Origin of the sequence: Curtobacterium sp. MCPF17_018 (assembly GCF_003234135.1) — a bacterium.
Lineage (GTDB): Bacteria > Actinomycetota > Actinomycetes > Actinomycetales > Microbacteriaceae > Curtobacterium > Curtobacterium flaccumfaciens.
On the sequence record NZ_QKSJ01000007.1, the window covers coordinates 14,628 to 39,399 of the forward strand.

General features: G+C 70.4%; 22 protein-coding genes. 12 read left to right on the plus strand and 10 right to left on the minus strand.

The window, feature by feature from the left end:
* Positions 1–53: 53 nt before the first annotated feature.
* Entirely contained in the window at positions 54–887 is an 834-nt protein-coding gene (locus DEJ27_RS09450) for a helix-turn-helix domain-containing protein (RefSeq protein WP_181420043.1), read from the plus strand.
* On the opposite strand, the gene DEJ27_RS09455 is transcribed toward DEJ27_RS09450, so the two are convergent.
* A complete protein-coding gene (locus DEJ27_RS09455) occupies positions 874–2,094 on the minus strand; it encodes a beta-ketoacyl synthase (protein ID WP_110860050.1) in 1,221 nt (406 codons plus the stop codon). The two genes, DEJ27_RS09450 and DEJ27_RS09455, sit on opposite strands and share 14 nt — an antisense overlap.
* A gap of 54 nt (positions 2,095–2,148) precedes the next feature.
* Here DEJ27_RS09455 and DEJ27_RS09460 point away from each other — a divergent pair, with 54 nt between their 5' ends.
* The gene (locus DEJ27_RS09460; protein ID WP_111090829.1) at positions 2,149–2,727 is read left to right on the plus strand and encodes a TetR/AcrR family transcriptional regulator C-terminal domain-containing protein; all 579 of its coding nucleotides are present in this window, start codon (positions 2,149–2,151) and stop codon (positions 2,725–2,727) included.
* Positions 2,728–2,769: 42 nt separating this feature from the next.
* Here DEJ27_RS09460 and dhaM read toward each other — a convergent pair whose 3' ends face one another.
* The 3 genes from dhaM to dhaK form a co-directional block, all read right to left on the minus strand.
* On the minus strand, positions 2,770–3,504 hold the full coding sequence (gene dhaM / locus DEJ27_RS09465) for a dihydroxyacetone kinase phosphoryl donor subunit DhaM (RefSeq protein WP_111090830.1): 735 nt from the start codon (positions 3,502–3,504) through the stop codon (positions 2,770–2,772).
* Positions 3,501–4,127, minus strand: coding sequence for a dihydroxyacetone kinase subunit DhaL (dhaL, locus tag DEJ27_RS09470; RefSeq protein ID WP_110860044.1), 627 nt, complete (start codon positions 4,125–4,127; stop codon positions 3,501–3,503). Before dhaL ends, dhaM begins: the two co-directional genes overlap by 4 nt.
* Positions 4,128–4,202: 75 nt before the next feature.
* Positions 4,203–5,204: a dihydroxyacetone kinase subunit DhaK gene (gene dhaK, locus DEJ27_RS09475; RefSeq protein ID WP_111090831.1), complete on the minus strand. Its 1,002-nt coding sequence runs from the start codon at positions 5,202–5,204 to the stop codon at positions 4,203–4,205.
* A 315-nt stretch (positions 5,205–5,519) separates the two neighbouring features.
* Here dhaK and DEJ27_RS09480 point away from each other — a divergent pair, with 315 nt between their 5' ends.
* Together DEJ27_RS09480 and glpK are read left to right on the plus strand one after the other, a co-directional pair.
* The gene (locus DEJ27_RS09480) at positions 5,520–6,245 is read left to right on the plus strand and encodes an MIP/aquaporin family protein (RefSeq protein WP_110860040.1); all 726 of its coding nucleotides are present in this window, start codon (positions 5,520–5,522) and stop codon (positions 6,243–6,245) included.
* Between the two features lie 80 nt (positions 6,246–6,325).
* Complete coding sequence (glpK, locus tag DEJ27_RS09485) at positions 6,326–7,837, plus strand: glycerol kinase GlpK (protein ID WP_110860038.1); 1,512 nt, start codon at positions 6,326–6,328, stop codon at positions 7,835–7,837.
* Between the two features lie 119 nt (positions 7,838–7,956).
* Here glpK and trpD read toward each other — a convergent pair whose 3' ends face one another.
* A complete protein-coding gene (gene trpD / locus DEJ27_RS09490; RefSeq protein WP_110860036.1) occupies positions 7,957–9,021 on the minus strand; it encodes an anthranilate phosphoribosyltransferase in 1,065 nt (354 codons plus the stop codon).
* 70 nt (positions 9,022–9,091) lie between these two features.
* Here trpD and DEJ27_RS09495 point away from each other — a divergent pair, with 70 nt between their 5' ends.
* The 5 genes from DEJ27_RS09495 (at position 9,092) to DEJ27_RS09515 (ending at position 14,474) form a co-directional block, all read left to right on the plus strand.
* Positions 9,092–9,730: a heme-copper oxidase subunit III gene (locus tag DEJ27_RS09495; RefSeq protein ID WP_027465617.1), complete on the plus strand. Its 639-nt coding sequence runs from the start codon at positions 9,092–9,094 to the stop codon at positions 9,728–9,730.
* Between the two features lie 21 nt (positions 9,731–9,751).
* Entirely contained in the window at positions 9,752–10,561 is an 810-nt protein-coding gene (locus tag DEJ27_RS09500) for a cytochrome c (RefSeq protein WP_110860034.1), read from the plus strand.
* A 33-nt stretch (positions 10,562–10,594) separates the two neighbouring features.
* A complete protein-coding gene (locus DEJ27_RS09505; protein WP_027465615.1) occupies positions 10,595–11,659 on the plus strand; it encodes a ubiquinol-cytochrome c reductase iron-sulfur subunit in 1,065 nt (354 codons plus the stop codon).
* Entirely contained in the window at positions 11,659–13,347 is a 1,689-nt protein-coding gene (locus DEJ27_RS09510; RefSeq protein ID WP_110860032.1) for a ubiquinol-cytochrome c reductase cytochrome b subunit, read from the plus strand. Before DEJ27_RS09505 ends, DEJ27_RS09510 begins: the two co-directional genes overlap by 1 nt.
* 167 nt (positions 13,348–13,514) lie before the next feature.
* Positions 13,515–14,474 (plus strand): phosphodiesterase, encoded by a 960-nt coding sequence (locus DEJ27_RS09515; RefSeq protein ID WP_110860030.1) that lies wholly within the window; start codon positions 13,515–13,517, stop codon positions 14,472–14,474.
* Positions 14,475–14,975: 501 nt separating this feature from the next.
* Here DEJ27_RS09515 and DEJ27_RS09520 read toward each other — a convergent pair.
* From DEJ27_RS09520 to DEJ27_RS09535, 4 genes are read right to left on the minus strand one after another with little or no spacing between them, the layout of a single operon-like run.
* Entirely contained in the window at positions 14,976–16,529 is a 1,554-nt protein-coding gene (locus tag DEJ27_RS09520; RefSeq protein ID WP_110860028.1) for a stealth conserved region 3 domain-containing protein, read from the minus strand.
* A gap of 49 nt (positions 16,530–16,578) precedes the next feature.
* Positions 16,579–17,010, minus strand: a complete 432-nt coding sequence (locus DEJ27_RS09525; protein WP_110860026.1) for a DUF6804 family protein — start codon at positions 17,008–17,010, stop codon at positions 16,579–16,581.
* Positions 17,010–17,594, minus strand: a complete 585-nt coding sequence (locus DEJ27_RS09530; protein ID WP_071244688.1) for a GDSL-type esterase/lipase family protein — start codon at positions 17,592–17,594, stop codon at positions 17,010–17,012. The genes DEJ27_RS09525 and DEJ27_RS09530 overlap by 1 nt, the downstream gene beginning before the upstream one ends.
* Positions 17,591–19,123 (minus strand): SDR family oxidoreductase, encoded by a 1,533-nt coding sequence (locus DEJ27_RS09535; protein WP_258369860.1) that lies wholly within the window; start codon positions 19,121–19,123, stop codon positions 17,591–17,593. Before DEJ27_RS09535 ends, DEJ27_RS09530 begins: the two co-directional genes overlap by 4 nt.
* Positions 19,124–19,166: 43 nt before the next feature.
* On the opposite strand from DEJ27_RS09535, the gene deoC reads away from it, so the two are divergent.
* The 3 genes from deoC (at position 19,167) to DEJ27_RS09550 (ending at position 21,830) form a co-directional block, all read left to right on the plus strand.
* The gene (gene deoC / locus DEJ27_RS09540; protein WP_083404120.1) at positions 19,167–19,898 is read left to right on the plus strand and encodes a deoxyribose-phosphate aldolase; all 732 of its coding nucleotides are present in this window, start codon (positions 19,167–19,169) and stop codon (positions 19,896–19,898) included.
* Positions 19,899–20,107: 209 nt separating this feature from the next.
* Entirely contained in the window at positions 20,108–21,061 is a 954-nt protein-coding gene (locus DEJ27_RS09545; protein ID WP_110860105.1) for an ROK family protein, read from the plus strand.
* A 196-nt stretch (positions 21,062–21,257) separates the two neighbouring features.
* Complete coding sequence (locus tag DEJ27_RS09550) at positions 21,258–21,830, plus strand: hypothetical protein (RefSeq protein ID WP_181420042.1); 573 nt, start codon at positions 21,258–21,260, stop codon at positions 21,828–21,830.
* Positions 21,831–22,397: 567 nt separating this feature from the next.
* On the opposite strand, the gene DEJ27_RS09555 is transcribed toward DEJ27_RS09550, so the two are convergent.
* Positions 22,398–24,722: a bifunctional (p)ppGpp synthetase/guanosine-3',5'-bis(diphosphate) 3'-pyrophosphohydrolase gene (locus DEJ27_RS09555; protein ID WP_231495664.1), complete on the minus strand. Its 2,325-nt coding sequence runs from the start codon at positions 24,720–24,722 to the stop codon at positions 22,398–22,400.
* Between the last annotated feature and the right edge of the window lie 50 nt (positions 24,723–24,772).

Sequence of the window (24,772 nt, forward strand, 5' to 3'; positions counted from 1 at the left end):
GTGGGACCGGCAGTACCAGGACGGACAGGAGGCGCGGGGCGATGATGGTGGACATGAGCGAGTTCGCGAACGTGTTGCGTTCCTGGCGTGACCGGGTGCGTCCCGAGGCGGTCGGCCTGCCGGCCGGCCCCGGCAGACGGACCCCGGGCCTCCGCCGTGAGGAGCTCGCCGCGCTGGCGGGCGTGAGTGTCGACTACGTCGTCCGCCTCGAGCAGGGCCGGGCGACGAACCCGTCACCGCAGCTGCTCGCCGCCCTCGCGACGGCGCTCCGGCTGTCGTCCGAGGAGCGGGACCACCTGTGCCGGGTGGCCGGCGTCGCCCCGCCGTCGCGTCAGGTGGTGCCGCGGCACATCACGCCCGGCGTGCAGCGGCTGGTGGACCGGCTCGGCGACGTCCCGCTCGCGGTGTTCACGGCGACCCACGACATCGTGCTCTGGAACGAGCTGTGGGCCGCGGTGAACGGCGACCCCTCTCGGTACGTCGGACTCGAGCGCAACCTGGTGTGGCGGCACTTCATGCAGGAGCACGACGGGGTGGACTGGGACGACGAGCACCAGGAGGAGTTCTCGAGCGACCTCGCCGCCGATCTGCGGCAGGCCTACGGCCGCTACCCGGCGGACCGTGACCTGGCGGACCTGGTCGAACGGCTGCTGCGGGAGTCTCCGGAGTTCGCCCGCCGCTGGGAGACCGGCCGGATCGCCGAGCACCGTGCGAGCCGCAAGGTCGTGCACACGCCGGTCGGGCCGGTGGAGATCGACTGCGACGTGCTGAGCGTGCCGGGCGGTGACCTGCGGATCGTCGTCTACACGGTCGTGCCGGGCTCCGAGGACGCCGCGAAGCTCGACCTGCTCCGGGTCACCGGCCTGCAGGAGCTCACGCCGCGGTGAACACCAGCGACGCGTTCTGACCGCCGAACCCGAACGAGTTGTTCAACGCCGCACGGAGCGGCGCCGTCCGGGCGGTGCCGGAGACGACGTCGAGGTCCACCGCGGGGTCGAGCCGGTCGAGGTTCAGGGTCGGTGGCACGGTCCCGGTCTCGAGCGCCCGCAGGGTCAGGATCGCCTCGACCGCGCCGGCGGCGCCGAACATGTGCCCGATCGCGCTCTTCGGTGCGGTGACCAGCGCGCCGGTCCCCACCGCACGACTGACGGCGGCCGCCTCGCCGACGTCGCCGACGGGGGTGCCCGTGGCGTGCGCGTTCACGTGGTCGACGTCGCCGCCGGTGAGTCCCGCCATCCGGATCGCGGCGCGCATGGCCCGCTCCTGCTCGCTGCCGTCCGTCAGCGGTGCGGTGATGTGGTGCGCGTCCGAGGTGATCCCCCACCCGGCGAGCGTGCCGTGCGACCGCTGGCCTCGGGCGGCGGCGTGGTCGGCACGCTCGAGCACGACGATGCCGGCGCCCTCGCCGAGCACGAAGCCGCGGCGGTCGGCGTCGAACGGCCGTGACAGGGTCGTCGGGTCGTCGCCGTCGGGCTTCGCGAGGGCCTGCGACTGGGCGAACGACGCCATCGTCACCGGGGTGACCGCGGCTTCGGTGCCGCCGGTGATGACGACGTCGGCCTCACCGGTGGCGATGAGTCGCGCGGCGGTGGCGATGGCCTCGGCACCCGAGGCGCAGGCCGACACCGTCGTGTAGGCGCCGCCCCGCGCCCCGTACGCGATGCTGATCTGCGCGGCGGCACCGTTCGCCATGAGCATCGGCACCGTGCGCGGTGAGACCCGCCGGGCACCGGACGCACCGAGCACGTCGTGGGCGTCGAGGAGCGTCTCCACTCCCCCGATCCCGGTGCCGATCACCACGGCGAGGCGGTCGCCCTCCACCGCGGGGGCGCCGGCGTCGGACCAGGCTTCGTCCGCGGCGACGAGCGCCAGCTGCTGACTGCGGTCGAGGCGGTTCGCACGGACGCGCCCGAGCGACCCCTCGGCGTCGAGTGCGGCATCGGCCCCGACCCGGATCGGCACCTGTTCCCAGAGCGCTCCGTCACGGTGCAGGGCTCGGACGCCGGAGCGACCGGCCACCAGGGCGTCCCAGAGCGGCGCGACGCCGTGGCCGAAGGGTGAGACCGCGCCGTAGCCGGTGATGACGATGTCCACGGGAACTCCTCTTGTACGTTGAACAAGTTGAGTTGTACCACGTACAATTCGGACATGGCAACCACGGTGGACGGCTCCGGCACGGCACGCGGCGCGGCGACCCGGGCGAAGATCCTCGCCGCGACGGCCGGATTGCTGAGCGCGGGTGCTCGGAGCATCACCGTCAGCGAGATCGCCCGGGCCGCTGGCGTCTACCCGAACCAGATCACGCACCACTACGGCTCGAAGGACCGCCTGGTGCTCGACGCCGCGTTCGCGCTGTTCCTCCGCGACACCACGCGACTGCAGGCGGCCGGCCGTCGTGCCCGCTCGCCGGAGTCGTTCCGCCGGGTCCTCGCCCGCACCGCCCTCGCGATGCCGTCGACCCCGCTCGTGGTGCGCGCGCTCGGGGCCGCCGGGGACGACCCGGCGCAGCGTGAGCGCGTGCGTCTGCTGCTCGCCGTGCTGTTCCGGCAGTCCGAGCGCTACCTGGAACGCGTCGTCGCCGACCAGGGCTGGACGAGCCCGAGCGGCGTCGCCCGTGACGCCCGCACGTTCTGGAGCGCCGTGTTCGGTGCCACCCTGCTCGCGGACGCCGGGGTCACCGGCGGCCCCTCGGACCTCGACCTGGCGGGGACGATCTCGATCCGTTGACCGGAGCGGACACCGCCGCCGGGGTCTCCCCCGGCGGCGGTGTCACTCGCCGAAGCCGGACCGGACCAGTTCCACCAGGGTGTCGACCGCGGCCCGGGCGTCCTGCCCGGTCGCGTCGATCGACACCGTCGCCCCCTTCGGCAGCGCCAGGGCCATGATCGCCAGCAGGCTCTTCGCGTCCACGCCGTTGACGTGCACGCTCGCGTCGTACTTCGCCGCCGTCTTCACGAACTCCGCGGCGGGCCGGGCGTGGAGCCCGGTCTCGTTCACCAGCTCGACCGACGCGCTGACGCGGTCGGAGCCGGCCGCGTCGTCGACGGGGGCAGCCCCGTCGGCCGGCCCCGTGCCTCCAGGCTGGTCGCCAGACGGATCGGAGGCGCTGCTCGCGTCCGCCTCGGAAGCCGCGGCCGATGCCGCGGCGGCCAGGACCGCGTCGGCGTCACCGCCGGTCTGGGCGGCGACCGCGGCGGCCACCGTCCCCTCGACCAACGGGGCCTGCGACACGTGGACGCGAGCACGGACGTCGTCGTCCAGGAAGTCGAGCGCGGTGTCGGTCGTCAGGTAGGCGGAGCCGAGGTCGCACAGCACCACGACGGCGTCCGCCTCGGCGAGCTCCTCGATGCCGGCGGTGATCGCCTCGAACGAGGTGCCGATCCCGCCGTCGTCCGTGCCGCCCGCGGCGACGAGCGGCACGTCCGCAGCCATCTGCCGGGCCAGCTCGACGGTGCCGGTCGCGATCGCCGCGCTGTGCGAGACGACCAGGATGCCGACGGTCACGCTGCGTCCACCGCTGCGCGCAGGATGTACGCGGTCGACTGCGCACCGGGGTCGCGGTACCCGATCGCGCGGTCGCCGAGGTAGCTCGCACGGCCCTTGTGGGCGACGAGCGGCTCGGTGTCCGCCGCACCCTGCGCGGCGGCGTCGGCTGCTGCGGCGAGCACGGCCTTCGGGTCGTCGCCGGCACCGGCCGCCGCAGCTGCGGCGTCGACCGCGGGGCTCCACGCGTCGACCATCGTCTTGTCGCCGACCGCGGCCTTGCCGCGGGACACGACCCCGTCGCGGGCGGCGGTGAGGACGGCGACGAGGGTGTCCGCGTCGAGCTCGGCCGCGTCACCGGCGGCCTGCGCCGCCTTCAGGTAGGCGGTGCCGAAGAGCGGGCCGGCCGCCCCGCCCACGGTCGAGATGAGCTTCGTCGCGATGGTCTTGAGCACGGCACCCGGGGTGTCGAAGGACCCGGAGTCGACGGCCTCGAGCACGGCCCGGAACCCGCGGTCGAGGTTCTCGCCGTGGTCGCCGTCCCCGATCTCACGGTCGAGCGTGACGAGCTCGGCGCGGTGTTCGTCGATCGTCGCGGCGGTGCGACGGACCCATTCGATGGCCCATGCGGTGTCGAGCGCCAATGCGGTTCCCTTCGTGTGTCCGGCCCGGGAGGCCAGGTTTCGTGGTCCGGTGGTCGAGCGGCCGTCCTCGATCGCTCAGCGTCCCCAGCGCATTGCCGGGGTCTCCACCGGGGCGTCCCAGAGGGCCGTGAGTTCCTCGTCGAGCACCGTGACGGTGAGCGAGAACCCCTGCATCTCGAGGGACGTGACGTAGTCGCCGACCAAACTACGCGTGACCCGGTAGCCGCGGTCGGAGAGGACCTCGGCGGCGCGTCGGTACGCGATGTAGAGCTCGGACAGCGGGGTGCCGCCCATGCCGTTCACCAGGAGCAGCACCGACGACCCGGCCGGGGCGTCGAGGTCGGTCAGGATCGGTTCGAGCACGCGGTCGACCAGCTCGTCCGCCGGTGCCATCGCGATCCGCTCGCGGCCCGGCTCGCCGTGGATGCCGATGCCGAGCTCGACCTCGTCGTCGGCCAGCACGAACGACGGCTCCCCCGCGTGCGGGACGGTGCCCGACGCCAGCGCGAGCCCCATCGACCGTGTGACGTCGTTGACGTGCCGGGCCACGGCGGCGACCGCGTCCAGGTCGTCCCCGCGCTCGGCGGCGGCGCCGGCGCACTTCTCCACCACGACGGTCCCGGCGACACCGCGGCGGCCGGCGGTGAACAGGGAGTCCTGCACCGCGACGTCGTCGTCCACCACGACGGACTCGACGCGGACGTCGTCCATCGCCGCGAGCTCGGCGGCCGTCTCGAAGTTGAGCACGTCGCCGGTGTAGTTCTTGACGATGTGCAGCACGCCCGCACCGCCGTCCACGGCCTTCGTCGCGGCGACGATCGGATCGGGCGTCGGGCTCGTGAACACCGGGCCGGGCACCGCGGCGTCGAGCATGCCGTACCCGACGAAGCCGGCGTGCAGCGGCTCGTGACCACTGCCACCGCCGCTGACGATCCCGACCTTGCCGGAGACGGGCGCGTCGGCGCGGTGCAGGTGGATCGGGTCCTCGACCAGGACGACGTGTCCGGCGTGTGCCCGGGCGAATCCCCGGACGGTCTCCTCGACCACGGCCTGCGGGTCGTTGATGAGCTTCTTCATGCGGTGCCTCCACGGGTACGGGGTCGAACCGTGGCGGTCACACCGCGCGTCGTCGACCGGAGTGCGCCCAATCTACATCGACGACACGGGCAGCCGTCCGCTCCCCGTGCACGTTCGTGCAGCGCCCCGAGGACGCGTCACCGGCTCGGGATCGTGCAGGGGACACTCGTCCTGCACGTTCGTGCACGATGTCGCACTTCGCCCACGAATTCATCGCCGGGCCGGGAACCGCATCACTATGGTTGGCCTCAATCACTCAACGGGGAGTGCGGCGCAGCACGGCCGGACCCCCACCTCACGCACTGGAGGTCACCGATGGACGACATCGGCGTCAAGTTCCTGTCCGAGCTCGTCGGTACGGCGATGCTCATCATCCTGGGTGGCGGCGTCGTCGCCGCCGTCTCGCTGGCGAAGTCGAAGGGCTTCGGAGCCGGGTTCCTGATGGTCACGATCGGTTGGGGCTTCGCGGTCTTCGCCGGTGTCACCGTGTCCTACAAGTCCGGCGGACAGCTCAACCCCGCGGTCAGCCTCGCGCAGGCGATCCTCGGCAACATCACCGTCGGTGAGATGTTCCTGTTCTGGCTCGCCCAGCTGATCGGCGCCGTCATCGGTGCGGTCATCGTCTGGCTCGCCTACAAGCAGCACTTCGACGAGGAGCCCGACGCGGCCGCCAAGCTCGGCGTCTTCTCGACCGGCCCCGCGATCCGTTCCTACGGCTGGAACCTCGTGACGGAGATCATCGGCACCTTCGTGCTGGTCTTCGTCGTCATCGCGTTCACGAACGGTCAGACCCCGTCGGAGCTCGGCGCGATCCCCGTCGCGTTCCTCGTGATCGCGATCGGTGTCAGCCTCGGTGGCCCCACCGGCTACGCCATCAACCCGGCTCGTGACCTCGGTCCGCGCATCGCCCACGCCCTCCTGCCCATCAAGGGCAAGGGCTCGAGCGACTGGGCCTACGCCTGGGTGCCGGTCGTCGGACCGCTGATCGGTGGCGCCATCGCCGCCGGCCTGTCCGTCGCCCTGCTGCCCGTCGTCAGCTGACCCACCCCCACCCCGAAGGCGTGACCGGCCGTTCCGCACGACCGACCGCGCACCGCACCGAACACCCGTAAGGAGCACCAATGGCCGACTACATCGTCGCCATCGACCAGGGCACGACCTCGACCCGAGCAATCGTGTTCGACCACTCCGGTTCGATCATCTCGACCGGGCAGAAGGAACACGAGCAGATCTTCCCGCGTGCCGGGTGGGTCGAGCACGACCCCGCCGAGATCTGGGACAACACCCGCGAGGTGATCGGTCAGGCACTGTCGCGTGCCGACATCACGCGCCACGACGTCGCAGCCGTCGGCATCACCAACCAGCGCGAGACCGCGGTCGTCTGGGACAAGACCACCGGCAAGCCGATCTACAACGCGATCGTCTGGCAGGACACCCGCACGCAGGCGCTCGTCGACAAGCTCGCCGACGGCGACACCGACAAGTACAAGGCCATCGTCGGCCTGCCGCTCGCGACCTACTTCGCCGGCACCAAGATCATGTGGATCCTCGAGAACGTCGAGGGTGCTCGTGAGAAGGCCGAGGCGGGCGACCTGCTCTTCGGCACCACCGACACCTGGGTCCTCTGGAACCTGACCGGTGGCGTCGACGGCGGCGTCCACAAGACCGACGTCACGAACGCGTCCCGCACGCTGTTCATGGACCTCGAGACGCTGCAGTGGCGGGACGACATCCTCGCCGACTTCGGCGTGCCGAAGTCGATGCTCCCCGAGATCGTCAGCTCCTCCGAGGTCTACGGCCACGTCGAGTCCTCGAGCCTGCTGCGCGAGGTCCCGATCGCCGGCATCCTCGGCGACCAGCAGGCCGCGACCTTCGGTCAGGCCGCGTTCGACCAGGGCGAGTCGAAGAACACCTACGGCACCGGCAACTTCCTGATCTTCAACACCGGTACCGAGATCGTCCGCTCCGAGAACGGCCTGCTCACCACCGTCGGCTACAAGCTCGGCGACCAGGAGACGCACTACGCCCTCGAGGGTTCGATCGCCGTCACGGGCTCGCTCATCCAGTGGCTCCGCGACAACCTCGGTCTGATCGGCAGCGCCCCGGAGGTCGAGGCCCTGGCCAAGACCGTCGAGGACAACGGTGGCGTGTACTTCGTGCCGGCGTTCTCCGGGCTCTTCGCGCCGTACTGGCGTCCCGATGCCCGCGGCGCGATCGTCGGTCTGACCCGCTACGTCAACAAGGGGCACATCGCGCGTGCCGCCCTCGAGGCGACGGCGCTGCAGACCCGCGAGGTGCTCGACGCGGTCAACGCCGACTCCGGCGTCGACCTGACCGAGCTCAAGGTCGACGGTGGCATGACCGCGAACAGCGAGCTCATGCAGTTCCAGGCCGACATCCTCAACGTGCCGGTGGTCCGTCCGGTCGTCGCGGAGACGACGGCGCTCGGTGCGGCCTACGCCGCCGGTCTCGCGGTCGGCTTCTGGGCCAACCTCGACGAGCTCCGTGCCAACTGGCAGGAGGACAAGCGCTGGGAGCCCCAGCTCGACGCCGCCGAGCGCGAGCGCACGCTCCGCCTGTGGAAGAAGGCCGTCACGAAGACCTTCGACTGGGTCGACGAGGACGTGCAGTAACGAAGCGGGCGCACGCTCACCGCGTGCACTGAACGCACCGACGGGAGGCCCGGTGCCGGTTCCTGGAACCGGCACCGGGCCTCCCGTGCATCGCGTCTCCTGCGTGCCGTCCGTAGCGTCTACTGCGCGTCGGTCGCGGTCGGGACCGCGACCCAATCAGCCAGTTTGCGCGCACCGGCGCCCGAGTCGATCGCCTCGGCGGCGACGACCAGCTGCTCACGGAAGCGCTGCAGGACCGGCCGGTCGGACTCGTTCGGGTCCTGCGCCAGCCGGAACGAGACGAGGCCGGCCGCGGCGTTCAGCAGGACGATGTCGCGGACGGGTCCGGTCTCCCCCGCGAGCACCCGGTGGACGACAGCGGCGTTGTGCTCGGGGTCGCCGCCGAGCAGGTCTTCCGTCCGGGCTCGGGCGATGCCGAGGTCGCGTGGGTCGAGGTCGTGCTCGGTCACGCGGCCGCCGGTGACCTCCCAGATGTGGCTGTGCCCGGTGGTGGTCAGCTCGTCGAGTCCGTCGTCGCCGCGGAACACGAGCGCCGTCGCCCCGCGCGTCTGGAACACGCCCGTGATGATCGACACGAGGTCGAGCTGGGCGACACCCACGGCATTGGCCTCGCACCGCGCGGGGTTGACGAGCGGGCCGAGGAAGTTGAACACCGTCGGCACGCCGATCTCGCGCCGGACCGGGCCCGCGTGGGCGAAACCGGGGTGGAACGCGTTGGCGAAGGCGAAGGTCAGGCCGACACGCCGGAAGGTGTCCGCGACACGCGCGGCGTCCATCGTGAGATCGAGTCCGAGGGCGGCGAGCACGTCGCTCGACCCGGACTTCGACGAGCTGGCCTTGTTGCCGTGCTTGACGACGGGGACCCCGGCGGCCGCGATCACGATCGCCGCCATGGTCGAGATGTTCACGGTGCCGACGACGTCGCCACCGGTCCCCACGATGTCGAGCGCCATCGGGTCGACGTCGAGCGGAACCGCGGCGTCCAGGATCGCGTCGCGGAACCCGACGACCTCGTCGACGGTCTCGCCCTTCGCGCGGAGCGTCACGGCGAAGGCCGCGATCTGTGCCTGGGTGGCGCGCCCGTGCACGATCTCCTCCATGGCCCATGTGGACTGCCTGATCGTCAGGTCCTCGCGCGCCATGAGCGCGCTGATCACCGCTGGCCAAGAAAGTGCGTCAGGCATGGGTCGATCGTAGTGAATTCGAGAGACCCGCCAGTCGCCTGCGAAAACACTGTCAGTGGTTTCGGTCATAATGGAGGACGTGACTAGCACCTCTCTCTCCAGATCAGCCAGCGGTCCGGCCCTCAACAGGCCGAACGCCGTGGCCGTGGGGACGATCGTGTGGCTGGGCAGCGAGGTCATGTTCTTCGCCGGCCTGTTCGCGATCTACTTCACGCTCCGCAGCACGTCCCCTGAGCTCTGGGCGACCGAGACCGCGAAGCTCGAGGTGCCCTTCGCCTCCGTGAACACGATCATCCTGGTGCTGTCCAGCTTCGCCTGCCAGTTCGCCGTGTTCGCTGCGGAGCGCTTCCAGGTGCACCGGACGAGCTGGAACCCGCGCCACTGGGGCATGACGGAGTGGTTCTTCGTCACCTACGCGATGGGTGCGATCTTCGTCTGCGGCCAGATCTTCGAGTACGCCAACCTCTGGCACGAGGGCGTGACGCTCTCCTCCAGCGCCTACGGCTCGGCGTTCTACATGACCACCGGGTTCCACGGGCTCCACGTGACCGGTGGCCTCATCGCCTTCCTGCTGACGCTCGGCCGCGGTTTCGCCGCCAAGAACTTCGGCCACAAGGAAGCGACCACCGCCATCGTCGTGTCGTACTACTGGCACTTCGTCGACGTCGTGTGGATCTTCCTCTTCGCCGTCATCTACCTTCTCAAGTAGGAACTGGACACCCCCCAGCACATGTTCAACAGAACCAAGTCCAAGAAGGGCCGCCGTTCACCTATGGCGACCGTGTCGCTCATCGTCGTGGGTCTCATGACCACCGGTGGCGCGTACGCACTGTTCAGCTCCACGGCGAACGCCGACGACAGCACGAGCACCGTCGCCGCCTCGAGCCAGTCGCAGGTGAACGAGGGCGAGAAGCTCTTCGCCTCGAACTGCGCCACCTGCCACGGTCTCTCCGCCCAGGGCACGAGTGAAGGCCCGTCCCTCATCGGTGTCGGGTCCGCGTCGGTCGACTTCCAGGTCGGCACCGGCCGCATGCCGATGGCCGCTCAGGGTCCGCAGGCTGAAGAGAAGCCCGCGCAGTTCACGGACGAGCAGGTCGACGCGCTCGCGCAGTACGTCGCCTCCCTCGGCCCCGGCCCGTCGGTCCCGTCCACCGAGCTCACCAACGGCGAGGAGGGCGACGCTGCCGAAGGCGCCGAGCTGTTCCGCATCAACTGCGCCATGTGCCACAACGTGGCCGGCGCCGGTGGTGCACTGACCGAGGGCAAGTACGCCCCGAGCCTCGAGACGGTCTCCGGCAAGCACATCTACGAGGCCATGCTCACCGGCCCGCAGAACATGCCGGTCTTCAACGACCTGAACCTGACGCCGGAGCAGAAGGCCGACATCATCACGTACCTCAAGTACGTGCAGGACAACAAGTCCCCCGGTGGCTTCGCACTCGGCTCCCTGGGGCCGGTCGCCGAGGGTCTGTTCATCTGGATCTTCGGACTCGGCGCGGTCGTCGCGATGACCGTCTGGCTGACCGCGAAGTCCAACTGATCGTCCGTGTCGAACGACACTGAAGGGAACACCATGGCAGAGCACGACGACGAGACGCTGAACTCGTCCTCGGCTGTCGAGAAGCACGGCACGACCACCTCCCCCGGGATCGCGGTCCTCCCCGTCGACCCGTTCGAGAACCCGGGCGAGCCGCCGCACCGCCCGCGTCGCACCGACGTCGACCCGAAGAAGCAGCGTCTGGCCGAGCGCCAGGTCGCCGCCTACTTCTACCTGTCGATCGTCGGCAGCGTCCTGTCGATCGCGGCGTACGTCGCCTTCCCGATCGACCCGAGCGACTTCGGGACGGTCCGCACCGCGAACCTCTTCTTGGGCCTGTCGATCGCCCTCGCGCTCCTCGCCCTCGGCCTCGGCGCCGTCTACTGGTCGAAGTCCCTCGTCGTCGACCGTGAGATCACCGAGCTCCGTCACGGCACCCGCGGCACCGACGCCACCCGCGCCAAGGCGGTGGAGGCGTTCCAGCTCGCCGACAAGGAGTCCGGCTTCAGCCGTCGCAAGCTGATCCGCAACTCGATGATCGGTGCCCTGGCCGCGTTCCCGCTCCCCGGCATCGTCCTGGTCCGTGACCTCGCTCCGGCCGAGGACCCCAACGAGCTGCTCCGCCACACCTTCTGGAAGCAGGGCCTGCGCCTGACGAAGGACCCGACGGGTCTGCCGATCAAGGCCTCGGACGTCACCATCGGTTCGGTGTTCCACGTCATCCCCGAGGGCATGCTCGAGTCCGAGCACATGCTGGAAGAGAAGGCGAAGGCCTCCGTCCTCCTGATGCGTCTCGACCCGAAGGACCTCAACCCGTCCAAGGGCCACGAGAACTGGGGCTACGACGGCATCGTCGCGTACTCCAAGATCTGCACCCACGTCGGTTGCCCCGTCGCGCTCTACGAACAGCAGACGCACCACCTGCTGTGCCCGTGCCACCAGTCCACCTTCGATGTCTCGAACAACTGCGAGGTCATCTTCGGTCCGGCAGCACGCCCCCTCCCCCAACTTCCGATCGCGATCGACGACGACGGCTACCTGGTTGCCCAGAGCGACTTCCACGAGCCGGTCGGACCGTCCTTCTGGGAGCGTGAACGCTGATGACCAGCACCACCACCACCGCACCGAACACGTCGACGAACAAGCCGGCGCCGGAGCGCGGATCCCGCATCATCGGCGGGGTCGCCAACTACATCGACGAGCGCACCAGCATCTCGGGCCTCGTCAAGGAAGTCGGCCGCAAGATCTTCCCGGACCACTGGAGCTTCATGCTCGGCGAGGTGGCGCTGTACAGCTTCGTCGTCGTGCTGCTCTCCGGGACCTTCCTGACGTTCTTCTTCCAGGCGTCCATGACCGAGGTCGTCTACAACGGCTCGTACGTCCCGCTCAAGGGCGTGGCGATGTCGACGGCCCTGCAGTCCACGCTCGACATCTCGTTCGACATCCGCGGCGGGCTCTTCGTCCGTCAGGTCCACCACTGGGCGGCCCTGCTGTTCGTGGCGTCGATCATGCTGCACATGGCCCGCGTGTTCTTCACCGGTGCCTTCCGCAAGCCGCGTGAACTCAACTGGGTCTTCGGCTTCCTGCTCTGGGTCCTCGCCATGGCCGAGGGCTTCACCGGCTACTCGCTCCCCGACGACCTGCTCTCCGGAAACGGTCTGCGGATCATCGTCGGCATGATCGAGGGTGTCCCGGTCATCGGCGTCTGGATCGCCTACCTGCTGTTCGGTGGCGAGTTCCCGGGGACCGACATCGTCGGCCGCCTGTACACGCTGCACATCCTGCTGCTGCCGGCGATCCTCGTCGCGGTGCTCGGTGTCCACCTCGTGCTCGTCGTGATCAACAAGCACACGCAGTTCGCCGGTCCGGGCAAGACCAACGAGAACGTCGTCGGTGTCCCGATCCTCCCGGCGTTCGCCGCGAAGGCCGGTGGGTTCTTCTTCATCGTCGCGGGCATCCTGGCCCTCATCGCGTCGCTGTTCACGATCAACCCGATCTGGAACTACGGCCCGTACGACCCCTCCCCGGTGTCCGCCGGTACCCAGCCCGACTGGTACATCGGCTTCGCCGACGGCGCGCTCCGACTGGTCCCGCCGCACTGGGAGGTCGTGTGGTTCGGCTACACGGTGTCGTTCAACATCCTGGCGCCGATCGCGGTCCTGGTGCTGCTCATTCTGGCGATCCTGCTGTACCCCTTCATCGAGGCGTGGGTCACGGGCGACAAGCGTGAGCACCACATCCTCGACCGCCCGCGCAACGCCCCGACGCGCACGGCGTTCGGTGCTGCTGGCATCACGCTCTACGCCAGCCTCTGGGCAGCAGCCTCGTCGGACATCATCGCGACGCACTTCCTGGTGTCGATCGAACACGTGATCCACGTGATCCAGGCAACGACGGTCCTCGGTCCGTTCGTCGCCTTCTGGATCACGAAGCGTGTTTGCCTCGCACTGCAGAAGAAGGACCGCGAGATCGTCCTGCACGGCTACGAGTCGGGCCGCATCGTGCGGCTCCCCCACGGCGAGTACATCGAGGTGCACGAGCAGCTCGACGAGTACGAGCGTTGGAAGCTCCTGCAGTTCAACGAGTACAAGCCGCTGATGATCCGCCCGAACGCCAAGGGCAAGATCACGGGTCTGCAGAAGGTACGCGCCGGCGTCTCCCGCTTCTTCTTCGAGGACCGCATCGAGCCGGTCTCGAAGGCAGAGCTCGAGGCAGCGCACGCCGCGCACCACGGCCCGAACCTCGAGGGTGGCCACCAGGCTCCCCAGGTCGGCCCCGGCGATCACTGATCGGTAGCGCACGAAGCAACCCCCGTCACGGAGTGGCGGGGGTTTCTTCGTCCACAACGCGAAACGCCGCCCCCAGTTCACGGCTGGTTCACTCTCGCGTGCTGGACTCGTCCAGGACGGTGTGGCAACGTGTTGCACCACGCATCCGCCAACGGAATGAGACCCCGATGGACAGCCGGACGGCCGAACACCCCAGGCCGAACCACTTCCTCCTCCACCTCAGCGACACGCACCTCGTCTCCGGGGACCGCGACCTGTACGGCGATGTCGACTCCGCCGCTCGACTCACGCAGATCGTCGCCGACATCGAAGCGTCGGGCACGCGTCCCGAAGCGATCGTCGTCACCGGCGACGTGGCCGACAAGGGCGAGCCGGGCGCGTACGCCCGTGTCCGCGAGATCCTCGAGCCGGCCGCGCAGCGCATCGGTGCACAGGTCATCTGGGCGATGGGCAACCACGACGAGCGCGGCGCGTTCCGTCAGGAGCTCTTCGGCCTGCAGCCCACCGATCGCCCGGTCGACTTCGTCTACGACGTCAACGGTCTCCGCGTGATCACCCTCGACACGAGCGTCCCGGGTCACCACCACGGCGAGGTCTCCCCCGAGCAGCTCGACTGGCTCGCCGAGGTCCTGTCCGAGGCTGCGCCGCACGGCACCATCCTGGCGATGCACCACCCGCCCGTGCCGAGCGTCCAAGACCTCACCGTCCTCGTCGAGTTGCGCGACCAGCAGGCCCTGGCCGAGGTCGTCGAGGGCAGCGACGTCCTCGCCATCATCGCCGGTCACCTGCACTACTCGACCAGTGCCGTGTTCGCCGGCATCCCGGTGTCCGTCGCCAGCGCCACCTGCTACACCCAGGACCTGACCGAGTACCAGGGCGGCACTCGCGGCCGTGACGGTGCGCAGTCGTTCAACCTCGTGCACGTCTACGGGCGCAACGTCGTCCACTCGGTGGTGCCGATCGGGCACTACGCCACCGTCGGACAGCCCGTCTCCGCGCTCGAGACCGAGGCGAAGCTCGCCGCGCACGGCGTGACGATTCCCGCGGCCGTCGAACCGGCACCGGTCACCTCGAGCATCCCGGTGTTCACGCTCGACTCGGTGCCCGTCTCCCCCGTCCACCGGTAGCGCCGCGCACTTCGAGTGCAGGAGAGGTCGCGTCCGTCATGCGGACCCGACCTCTGCTGCTCACCCCGCGCGGGCGCGTGCGGTCACGACTCCCCTTCACTCCGAGGCGAGTGGTCATGTTCCGTCGCCCGACGGCGCCGCAAGCAACAGTTCGTGACCGCTCGGCGGGCAGCCAACGGGGTGTCCTGACCGCGCGCCGGGGTACGTCCCGACGGCACGCCGGACGGCCGGGAGGCCCGTGGCGGGGCCGACTCGCGCCTCCCGGCCCGCGGAGTGGTCGCGACACACCGCCGGTGCTGCGGCGCGTGGTCACGTTCCGTCGTTTGCTGGCGGCGCAGGCGACGGCCTGTGACCGCTCGGCGTGTGGGTGGCGGGGAGTCGTGACCGGTCGAGGCCGGTTGAGGCCGGCTGAGGCCGGCGAAGGGTCCGAACCCGGTGGCTGGGGTCCGGCGCCGGGCTCGCAGGCTTGCCCGGAGCGCCCCAGCAGGACGCTGGCGCGTCCTAAGCGCTGGGGCGCTCCCACGGCGCGGGGAACGGGAAGTAGCGCTCCAGGAAGTCCGTCACGCGCTGCGTGCGCTCCTCGTCGCTGACCTCCGGGAAGCTGCCGTCGTTGAGGCAGAAGAAGTCGGCGTTCCGCTTCTTCAGCAGCTCGTCGAGCGACCGGAGCCCCGACTGCATCGTGGTGTCGATGTAGCGGACGTCGGCGGTCTCCTGCACGATGGCTCGACCGGTGAGCAGCGAGTAGTAGTGGTACAGCGAGTTCGTCACCGAGATGTTGTCCGCGGCACGGAAGCGCGAGGCTGCCGTCGACGCGAACTCGTCGGCGAACTCGTGCTCCATCTCGGTCATGATCGAGGCGCGCAGGGGCGTCGGGGCGTGCTCGAGGTGCCGGGTGGTCACCGCGCCGAAGCGCTGCTGCAGCAGGCGACGGTTCACGCGGGCGGAGTTCTCGAAACCGCTGCGTGCGGGGTTGTTCGACCCGAGCCCGATGCGGGTGGTGGCGAGGATGAACTTCGTCACCGACCCGGGGCTGAAGAACATCGACGGGTCGGTCAGGCGACCGAAGAACATGTCGTCGTTCGAGTAGATGAAGTGCTCGCTGATGCCCGGGATGTGGTGCAGCTGCGACTCGACGGCCTGCGAGTTGTGGGTCGGCAGCACGGACGGGTCGGCGAAGAACTCCTCGCTGCGGACGATGCGGACCTTCGGGTGCTCGGCGAGCCAGTGCGGCGCCGGGGAGTCCGTCGCGATGTAGATCTGGCGGATCCACGGCGCGAAGGTGTGCACCGAGCGGAGCGCGTACTTCAGCTCGTCGATCTGGCGGAACCGGGCCGGGGCGTCGTCGCCCTCGCCCAGGACGGCGTTCGACTGTGCGGCCTGGCGGGCGCGCTGGTACTCGATGGCGTTGCCGTCGACCCACGAGAAGACGATGTCGATCGGGAAGCGGATGTCCGAGACGTGGTCGTCGAACATGTGCTCGACGGTGCGCCAGGTGCGGCCGTAGCGTTCGATGTCGACGAGGACGAACTCGTCGATCGGGAGGCTCCGACGCATCAGGGCGTTCTCGACGGGAGCGAGGACCTCGGTGTCGGTGACGCGCCAGAACTCGAGCTGGACACTCGTCTCGGCGCCGTAGCGGAGGCGTCCGAGAGGTTCGAGCCGTGGGCGGAACACGCGGAGCACCGGTTCTTCGACGGAGCCGAGTCCGTCGTCCTGCACGAGTACGGCCGGCTTTCCCGGGGGCTTCGCGTAGAAGGGCTCGTTGACGGCCGCGGACATCACGGCGCTCTCGGCGCGCTGGCGGTCACGCTCGTCGAGGGCGATCACCGGGCGCTGGTCGTTGCCCCGGATGAGCAGGTGGTCGACGTCAGCCTCGGTGAGCGCGTCGTCGAGGAACAGCAGGTCCTCGATCATCGACTGCTGCGGCGTGAGGTGTCCGTTGATCAGGGTCAGTCGCCCCTTGCGGACGACGACGTCGGATCGGTCGAGACCGCCGGAGGACGGTCGAGGGTTCAGCAGAGGACTCTCGGTCACCGGCTCGGTCTCGTCGTTCATCCATGCCCTTCGGGTCGTGCGGTCGGGTCCTGTACCCGACCTGCCGATCCTACCGTCCGTCCGACTCGCGGGGCACCTTGACGACGATGCCCACCACGATGAACAGCGCGGCGGCCACCAGCTGCAGCGCCGCCCACACCTGTCCGGGGATCGGCACCGTGACGAGCGGGTTCCAGCAGACGGCGACGGCGGCCATGAGCAGGGCGGCCCACCAGACCTTCCCGCGCACGCTGAAGACGAGCACGATCAACGCGAGCACGGTGACGCCCCAGCGGGCGAAGACGAAGCCCGACGAGTCGACGATGGCGACGCAGGCCAGCAGCACGACCGCCGCGATCATCGACGGCGCCAGTGCCGGGCGGGTGAAGGGCGGCGTGGCACGGGCACCGTTGGCCGGTGCGACGGGTGCGGGTCGAGGGGACCCTGCGGGCACGCCGTGCTGGGACGACCCCACCGGGGGTCGCCCCTTGCGTGCGGCCATCAGTCCGAGGAACCGTCGAGGTCGATCGCCTGGATCGACCGCGACATCGGTGGCAGGTCGCGGACGCGCTCGAGCGCCGGCACCAGCTCCCCGACCAGCGCGCGGTAGCCCTCTTCGGTCAGGTGGAGGCCGTCCTCGGTGAAGCGGGCGTCCAGGTGGTCGCCGTCGGCCAGGGCGGGCCAGGCATCGAGGTACTGCGCGTGGCAGGTGGCGACGAACTGACGGAGGTGCCGGTTGGCCTGCTCGATCTTCGTGGCGTACTCGGCCTGCCGGGGCAGGATCGACACGAGCAGCAGACGCACGCCCGGCAGCTCGCGGCGGAGCGTGACCAGGATGGTCTCGACGTTGCGGACCACGTGCTCGGCGCTGGCGCGGTGGTTGCCGAAGTCGTTCGTGCCGATGAGCAGCACGATCACCTCGGGCTGTTCGGCGACGACGGCGTCGAGGCGCGTCAGGACGCCGTCGGTCGTGTCGCCGCCGATGCCCTGGTTCAGCGTGTGCTCGTCGGGGAGCCACGTGTCCCAGTCACCCTGTTCGGTGATGCTGTCCCCCAGGAAGAGGACGGGGCTGCGGTCGTCGGTCATGCTGCCTCCTCGTGCGCCGGCTCGGGGGTCTCGGTCTGCTGCGTCCGGTTGCGCTGCGTCGACTCGGTGTGGTCGGACTCCCGCTCGGCGGCGGCGGTGATGCGCTCGACCATACCGGGGAAGATGATGCCGTGGAACGGCAGGATGCCGTACCAGTACAGCCGGCCGGCGAGTCCCTGCGGGAAGTAGATCGCCCGCTGGTGGTAGTCGCTGCCGCCGTCGGGGTTCGGTGTGACGGTCATCTCGAGCCACGCACGGCCGGGCGACTTGAACTCGGCACGGAGCCGCAGGTACCGGCCGCGCTCCAGCCGTTCGACGCGCCACCAGTCGAGCGCGTCGCCCTGCTCCAGGCGCTGCTGGTCACGACGCCCGCGGTTCAGGCCGACACCGCCGGCGATCTTGTCCATCCAGCCGCGGGCGACCCAGGCGAGCGGGAACGAGTACCAGCCGTTCTCGCCGCCGATCGACTCGACGACGCGCCAGACGTCCTCGGCGGAGGCACTGGAGTGCCGCTTCCGGTCGTCGACGTAGACGGTGTGCCCGGCCCAGTCGGGGTCGTTCGGCATCGGGTCGGCCGAGGCGCTCGAGAGCGTCGCGCTGCGCCAGCTCGTCTGGACCTGACCGGCGCGCATCTTGTTGAGCGCGAGGCGGACGGCCCGACGGTACGAGGTGAGCCCGCCCTCGGGCTGCGGCACGACGTCGTCGATGTCGTGCTCGCGCTGCACGCACTCGAACTGCAGCGACTCGATGATCGGCGTCGCGAGCTTGCGCGGGATCGGGGTGACGGCGTTGAACCAGTGTGCGGCGAGGCGCGGGGTGAGCACCGGCAGGACCGTGATCGGGCGCTGGGGCAGCTTCGCCTCGACCGCGTAGCCGTTCAGCATCTGGCCGTACCGCAGGACGTCGGGGCCGCCGATGTCGAAGGTGCGGTTGACGTCGGCGGGGACGTCGAGCGCGGCCACCAGGTAGTACAGGACGTCGCGGACCGCGATCGGCTGGATGTGGTTGCGGACCCAGCGCGGCGCGGGCATCCACGGCAGGACGTCGGTCAGGTGCCGGATCATCTCGAACGAGGTGCTGCCCGAGCCGATTACGACCCCTGCCTGGTACGCCACCGTCGGCACGCCCGAGCCGAGGAGGATCTCCCCCACCTCCTTGCGGCTGCGGAGGTGCTTCGACAGCTCGCCGTCCGGGTGCAGCCCGCCCAGGTAGACGAACCGGCTGACGCCGGCCGCCTTCGCCTCGCGCGCCATGGTCTCGGCGGCCTCGCGCTCGGCCGACTCGAAGTCGCCGTCGGCCCCCATCGCGTGGGCCAGGTAGTAGACCGCCTCGATCCCGTCGACGGCGGCGCGCACCGCCTCGGCGTCCTGGAGGTCGCCCTGCGCGACGTCGACCTCACTGCTCCACGGGACGTCCTGGAGCTTCCGGGGATTGCGCACGAACACCCGGACGGAGTGGCCGGCTTCGAGGAGACGAGGGACGAGACGACCACCGATGTACCCGGTGGCGCCGGTGACGAGGACCTGCATGCCCTGCACGCTACGCGGCACGCCTGACGGGTAGGCTTGCCGGGTGGACAACGCAGCCTTCCCCGTCACCGTCGATGCCGTCCGCGGCCTCATCGACCACGCGATCCTGAAGCCCGAACTCACCCGCGCGGACGTCGACGCCCAGCTCGACGAAGCCGCCGCCCACCGCGTCTTCAGCGTCTGCGTCCGTCCGAGCGACGTCGCCCACGCCGTCGAGCGCCTCACGGGCACCGGCGTCGGCGTCGGCACCGTGATCGGCTTCCCGCACGGCACCACGTCCACCGCGGCGAAGGTCGCCGAGTCGCTGCAGGCCCTGGCCGACGGCGCGTTCGAGCTCGACATGGTGCAGAACATCGGCGCCGCGAAGTCGGGCGACTGGCAGCGCGTCGAGCAGGACGTGCGCGCGGTCGTCGACGCCGCCGGCGACACCGTCGTCAAGGTGATCCTCGAGACCGCGTTCCTGACCGACGACGAGATCGTCGCGGCGTCGCGTGCGGCACAGACCGCCGGCGCCGCCTTCGTGAAGACCTCGACCGGGTTCGCGGGCGGCGGCGCGACGGCCGAGCACATCGCCCTCATGCGCCGCACGGTCGGTGCCGACACCGGCGTGAAGGCCTCCGGCGGCGTCCGCGGGCTCGACACCCTGCTCGAGATGGTCGAGGCGGGCGCGAACCGCATCGGCACGAGCGCTTCGGCCCGCATCCTCGACGAGGTCGCGCACCGCGCCGAGACGGGCGCCGCGTCGGCGCTCGGCGACGACACGACGTCCTACTGAACCGACCGGGCTGAGCCGACCGGGCTGAGCCGACCGGGCTGAGCCGACCGGGCTGAGCCGACCGGGCTGAGCCGACCGGGCTGAGCCGACGCGTCCAGCCCACCTGTCCCACCCAGCACGACCACACCACGACCAGGCCGGTGCCCACCGGACGCGGCGACGCGTCGGCGACCCGCACCGTGCCTCCAGACCGCCGCATCGGAGCGCGCATGTCCAGCACCGCACCCCAGTCCCCCGCCCTCGCCCTGGCCGTCGACCTCGGCGGCACGAAGGTCGAGGCCGCGCTCGTCACCGACCAGGGCGTCGTCCTGCCGGCGACCCGGTTCCGGAGCCCCACCGGGCCGCAGCGCACCTCGGACGAGCTGCAGGCCGCCGTCGACGAGGTCGTCACGGCCGCGCTCGGCGCGCTGCCCGCCGACGCGACGCTCGTGGGCGTCGGCGTCGGTTCCGCCGGGCCCGTCGACGAGGAGCACGGCCTCGTCTCCCCGCTCAACATGCCGGTCTGGCGTGGCCACCCGCTGCGCGACCGGATCGCGGCGCTCGTGCCGGACGACGTCCCGGTGACGCTCCGCATGGACGGCCTGGCGATCACCCTCGCCGAGCACTGGGTCGGCGCGGCCCAGGGCTACGAGCACGTCATGGGGATGATCGTCTCCACCGGCGTCGGCGGCGGGCTCATCCTGCACGGTCGCACCGTCAGCGGACCGACGGGCAACGCCGGCCACATCGGCCACGTCGAGTGCGGCGGCTACGACGACCCCTGCGCCTGCGGGGGCACCGGGTGCCTCGAGGCGATCGCCAGCGGCCCGAAGACCGTGGCCTGGGCACGTCGTCAGGGCTTCGCGGGCACGACCGGCGAGGAGCTCTCGGCCGCGTACGCCGCCGGCGACGAGATCGCCGTCGCCGCGGTCCAGCGGAGCGGCCGTGCCCTCGGGCAGGCCATCGCCGCCGCCACGAGCCTGGTCGACCTCGAGATCGTCGCCATCGGCGGCGGGTTCTCGCACGTCACGCCGGACCTGTTCGAGTACGCCCGGCAGGCCGTGGCGGAGCGCGTGGAGTTCGGGTTCGTCACGAAGGTGCAGATCGTGCCGACCGGGTTGTCCCAGGACGGTCCGCTCATCGGTGCCGCGGCGCTCGTGCACCGCGCCGACGTCCTGCGCTGAGCGCGCGCGTCGCGTCCGGCCGCGTCCGATCCGGCGCGCGGCCGTCGGCTGGGTGCGTCGTGGACGCGACCCACGCCGTGGACGTGACCGGCGACCGCCTGGAGGCGCGGTGCGGGCCCGCCACGAGCCTCCCGGCCGGTCCGTCGCTTGTCCACAGGCCTGTCGGTCGCGCGCGCAGGTCGGGCAGGATGTGCGGGTGCCCCGCCTGCGACTGCTGACCAGTGACGACTGGCCGGATCCCGAGCTGCGTGCGGCGGTCCTGGCCGGCGAGCTGGTCGCCGTCGGTCCGTGCTGGGCCTCCCCTGCCGAACCGCAGACGCCGTCGTTGCGCGCCGCCGCTGCCGCATGGGTCCTGCGGGACGCGCGCCTGATCGCCTGCACCCTGACCGCCGCGTGGATCTGGGGTGCGGTGTCCCGGCCGCCGGCGCCGCTCGAGGCCTGCATCCCGCCGCAGGTCCGCGTGCACGTCGGTCCGGACGTCCGCCTGCGGGAGGTCCGCATCGACGTCGACGACACCGTCGAGCTGTCGCGGCTGCGGGTCACGCTGCCGGCGCGGACCGCGGTCGACCTGCTCCGGACGCCGGGGCCGACGGCCGGTGCGTTCGGGGTGGCCGAGGCGACGGCCGTGCACGGGCTGCTCGCGATCGGGGCGGTCACCGCTGCCGAGCTGCAGGCGCGCCTGAGGTCCCTCGGGACGATCCCCATGGTGCGGCAGGCCGAGCGTCGGTTGCGGGGGCTGCCGGATGCGGCTGGGGGCGCTGGCCGCTAGTGCGTCGCGGGTGCGTTCGCCGAGTGGTCACGACACCCCGCTCGCGTTCGCCGAGTGGTCGCGGACTGTCGGTTGGCAGGGTCGCAGTCGACGGTTCGTGACCGGTCGACGGTGCCCGTGCGACGAGTCGTGGCCGGTCGACGGCCGACGGTCGACGGGCGGGAGGGGAGGCGCCGGGCGGGGCTGCCACGGGCCTCCGGTCCGGCGCGTGCGAGCGGTCAGGGCACCCCGCTCGCGGTCGCCGAGTGGTCGCGAACTGTCGGTTGGCAGGGCCGCAGTCGACGGTTCGTGACCGGTCGACGGTGCCCGTGCGACGAGCCGTGACCGGTCGACGGGCCACGGGCGACGGGCAGGAAGGGCCGGGAGGCGCCGGGTGGGGTTGCTACGGGCCTCCGGTCGGAGCGTGCGAGCGGTCAGGGCACCCCGCTCGCGGTCGCCGAGTGGTCGCGAACTGTCGGTTGGCAGGGCCGCAGTCGACGGTTCGTGACCGGTCGACGGTGCCCGTGCGACGAGCCGTGACCGGTCGACGGTCGACGGGCGACGGACGGGCCGCGCGGGGCCCTGCCGCTAGCCGGCGCTGACGCGGTAGACGTCGTAGACGGCGTCGATGCGTCGCACCGCGTTCAGCACGCGGTCGAGGTGGATGGTGTCGCCCATCTCGAACACGAACCGGCTCAGCGCGAGACGGTCGGACGAGGTCGACACCGTCGCGGACAGGATGTTCACGTGGTGGTCGGTCAACACACGGGTGACGTCGCTGAGCAGGCCCGACCGATCGAGCGCCTCGATCTGGATCTGCACCAGGAACACCGACTTCGACGACGGAGCCCACTCGACCTCGATCATCCGGTCGGGTTCGTTCATGAGCGACTTCACGTTGGTGCACGACGACTGGTGCACCGAGACGCCCTGGCCACGGGTGATGAAGCCCACGATCTGGTCGCCCGGCACCGGTGTGCAGCACTTCGCGAGCTTGACGAGGATGTCGGGCGCACCGCGGACCAAGACGCCGCTGTCGCTCGTGCGCAGCTGACGACTGGTGACCTGGCGCGGGAACGCGAGTTCGGGCTCGTCCGTCTCGGTCTCGGTCTGGACGTTGCCGAGGACCTTCTCGATCACCGACTGCGTCGAGACGTGGCCTTCGCCGATGGCGGCGTACAGGGCGGAGACGTCCTCGTACCGCATCGACGAGGCGACCTCGGCGATGCTGTCCTGGCTCATGATGCGCTGGAGCGGCAGGTTCTGCTTGCGCATCGCTCGGGCGATGGCGTCGCGACCCTGCTCGATCGCCTCTTCGCGGCGCTCCTTGGTGAACCACTGCTTGATCTTGTTGCGCGCGCGGGGGCTGCGGACGAACTGCAGCCAGTCCTGCGAGGGGCCGGAGTCGGGGTTCTTCGACGTGAAGATCTCGACGACGTCGCCGCTGGACAGCTGGCTCTCGAGCGGGACGAGGCGGCCGTTGACCTTCGCACCCATCGTGCGGTGGCCGATCTCGGTGTGCACCGCGTAGGCGAAGTCGACCGGAGTGGCTCCGGCGGGGAGACCGATGACCTTGCCCTGCGGCGTGAAGACGTAGGTCTCCTTGGCACCGATCTCGTAGCGAAGGGAGTCGAGGAACTCGCCCGGGTCGCTGGTCTCGGCCTGCCAGTCGGTGATGTGGGCGAGCCACGCCATGTCCTGGTCGTCCGTGGTCGACGAGGTACCGGCGTCACGGCCGGCAGCGCGCTGCTTGTACTTCCAGTGGGCGGCGACACCGAACTCGGCGCGCTGGTGCATCTCGTGCGTACGGATCTGGATCTCGACCGCACGACCCTGCGGTCCGAGCACCGTGGTGTGCAACGACTGGTACAGGTTGAACTTGGGGGTCGCGATGTAGTCCTTGAAGCGACCGGGCAGCGGGGTCCAGCGGGCGTGCACCGAGCCGAGCATGGCGTAGCAGTCGCGCACGGTCGGCACGAGCACGCGGATGCCGACGAGGTCGTAGATCTCATCGAACTCACGACCCCGCACGATCATCTTCTGGTAGATCGAGTAGTACTGCTTCGGCCGGCCCATGACGTCGCCGCGGACCTTGGCGGCCTTCAGGTCCTTCTTCAGGGTGCCGATGACGTTCTGGACGAACTGCTCGCGCTTCGGCTGGCGTTCCTTGACCAGGCTGTCGATCTCGACGTAGAGCTTGGGGTGCAGGACCGCGAACGACAGGTCCTCGAGCTCGAGCTTGATCATCTGGATGCCGAGCCGGTGCGCGAGCGGCGCGTAGATCTCGAGCGTCTCCTTCGCCTTGCGCGTGGCGGAGGCCGACTCGACGAAGCCCCACGTGCGGGCGTTGTGCAGGCGGTCGGCGAGCTTGATGACGAGGACGCGGATGTCCTTCGACATGGCGATGACCATCTTGCGGACGGTCTCGGCCTGCGCGCTGTCGCCGTACTTGACCTTGTCGAGCTTGGTGACGCCGTCGACCAGCATCGCGATCTCGTCGCCGAAGTCGGCCCGCAGCTGGTCGAGCTGGTAGTCGGTGTCCTCCACCGTGTCGTGCAGGAGCGCGGCCGCGATGGTGATCGTGCCGATGCCGAGGTCGGCCAGGATCTGCGCGACCGCGACGGGGTGCGTGATGTACGGCTCACCGGACTTGCGCTTCTGACCGTCGTGCGCGCGCTCGGCGACCGAGTACGCACGCTCGATGAGTGTCACATCGGCCTTGGGGTGGTGCGAGCGGACCGTGCGGATCAGCGTGTCCACCGCGCCGGCCGGCTGGGCGCGCGAGAACAGGCGCGGCAGCAGCGAGCGGAGGGAACCGAGGTTGCCGGTGGTGTTCGGACCGATCGGGCTCGAGGGCCGCGGGGCGGAACCCGGGCGGCTCGGCGCGGACGGCTCTTCGCGGGTGTCCGTCATGATGCGCCTCCCAGGACTCGGTCCGAGAGCTCGATCCGAGCTCGATCCGA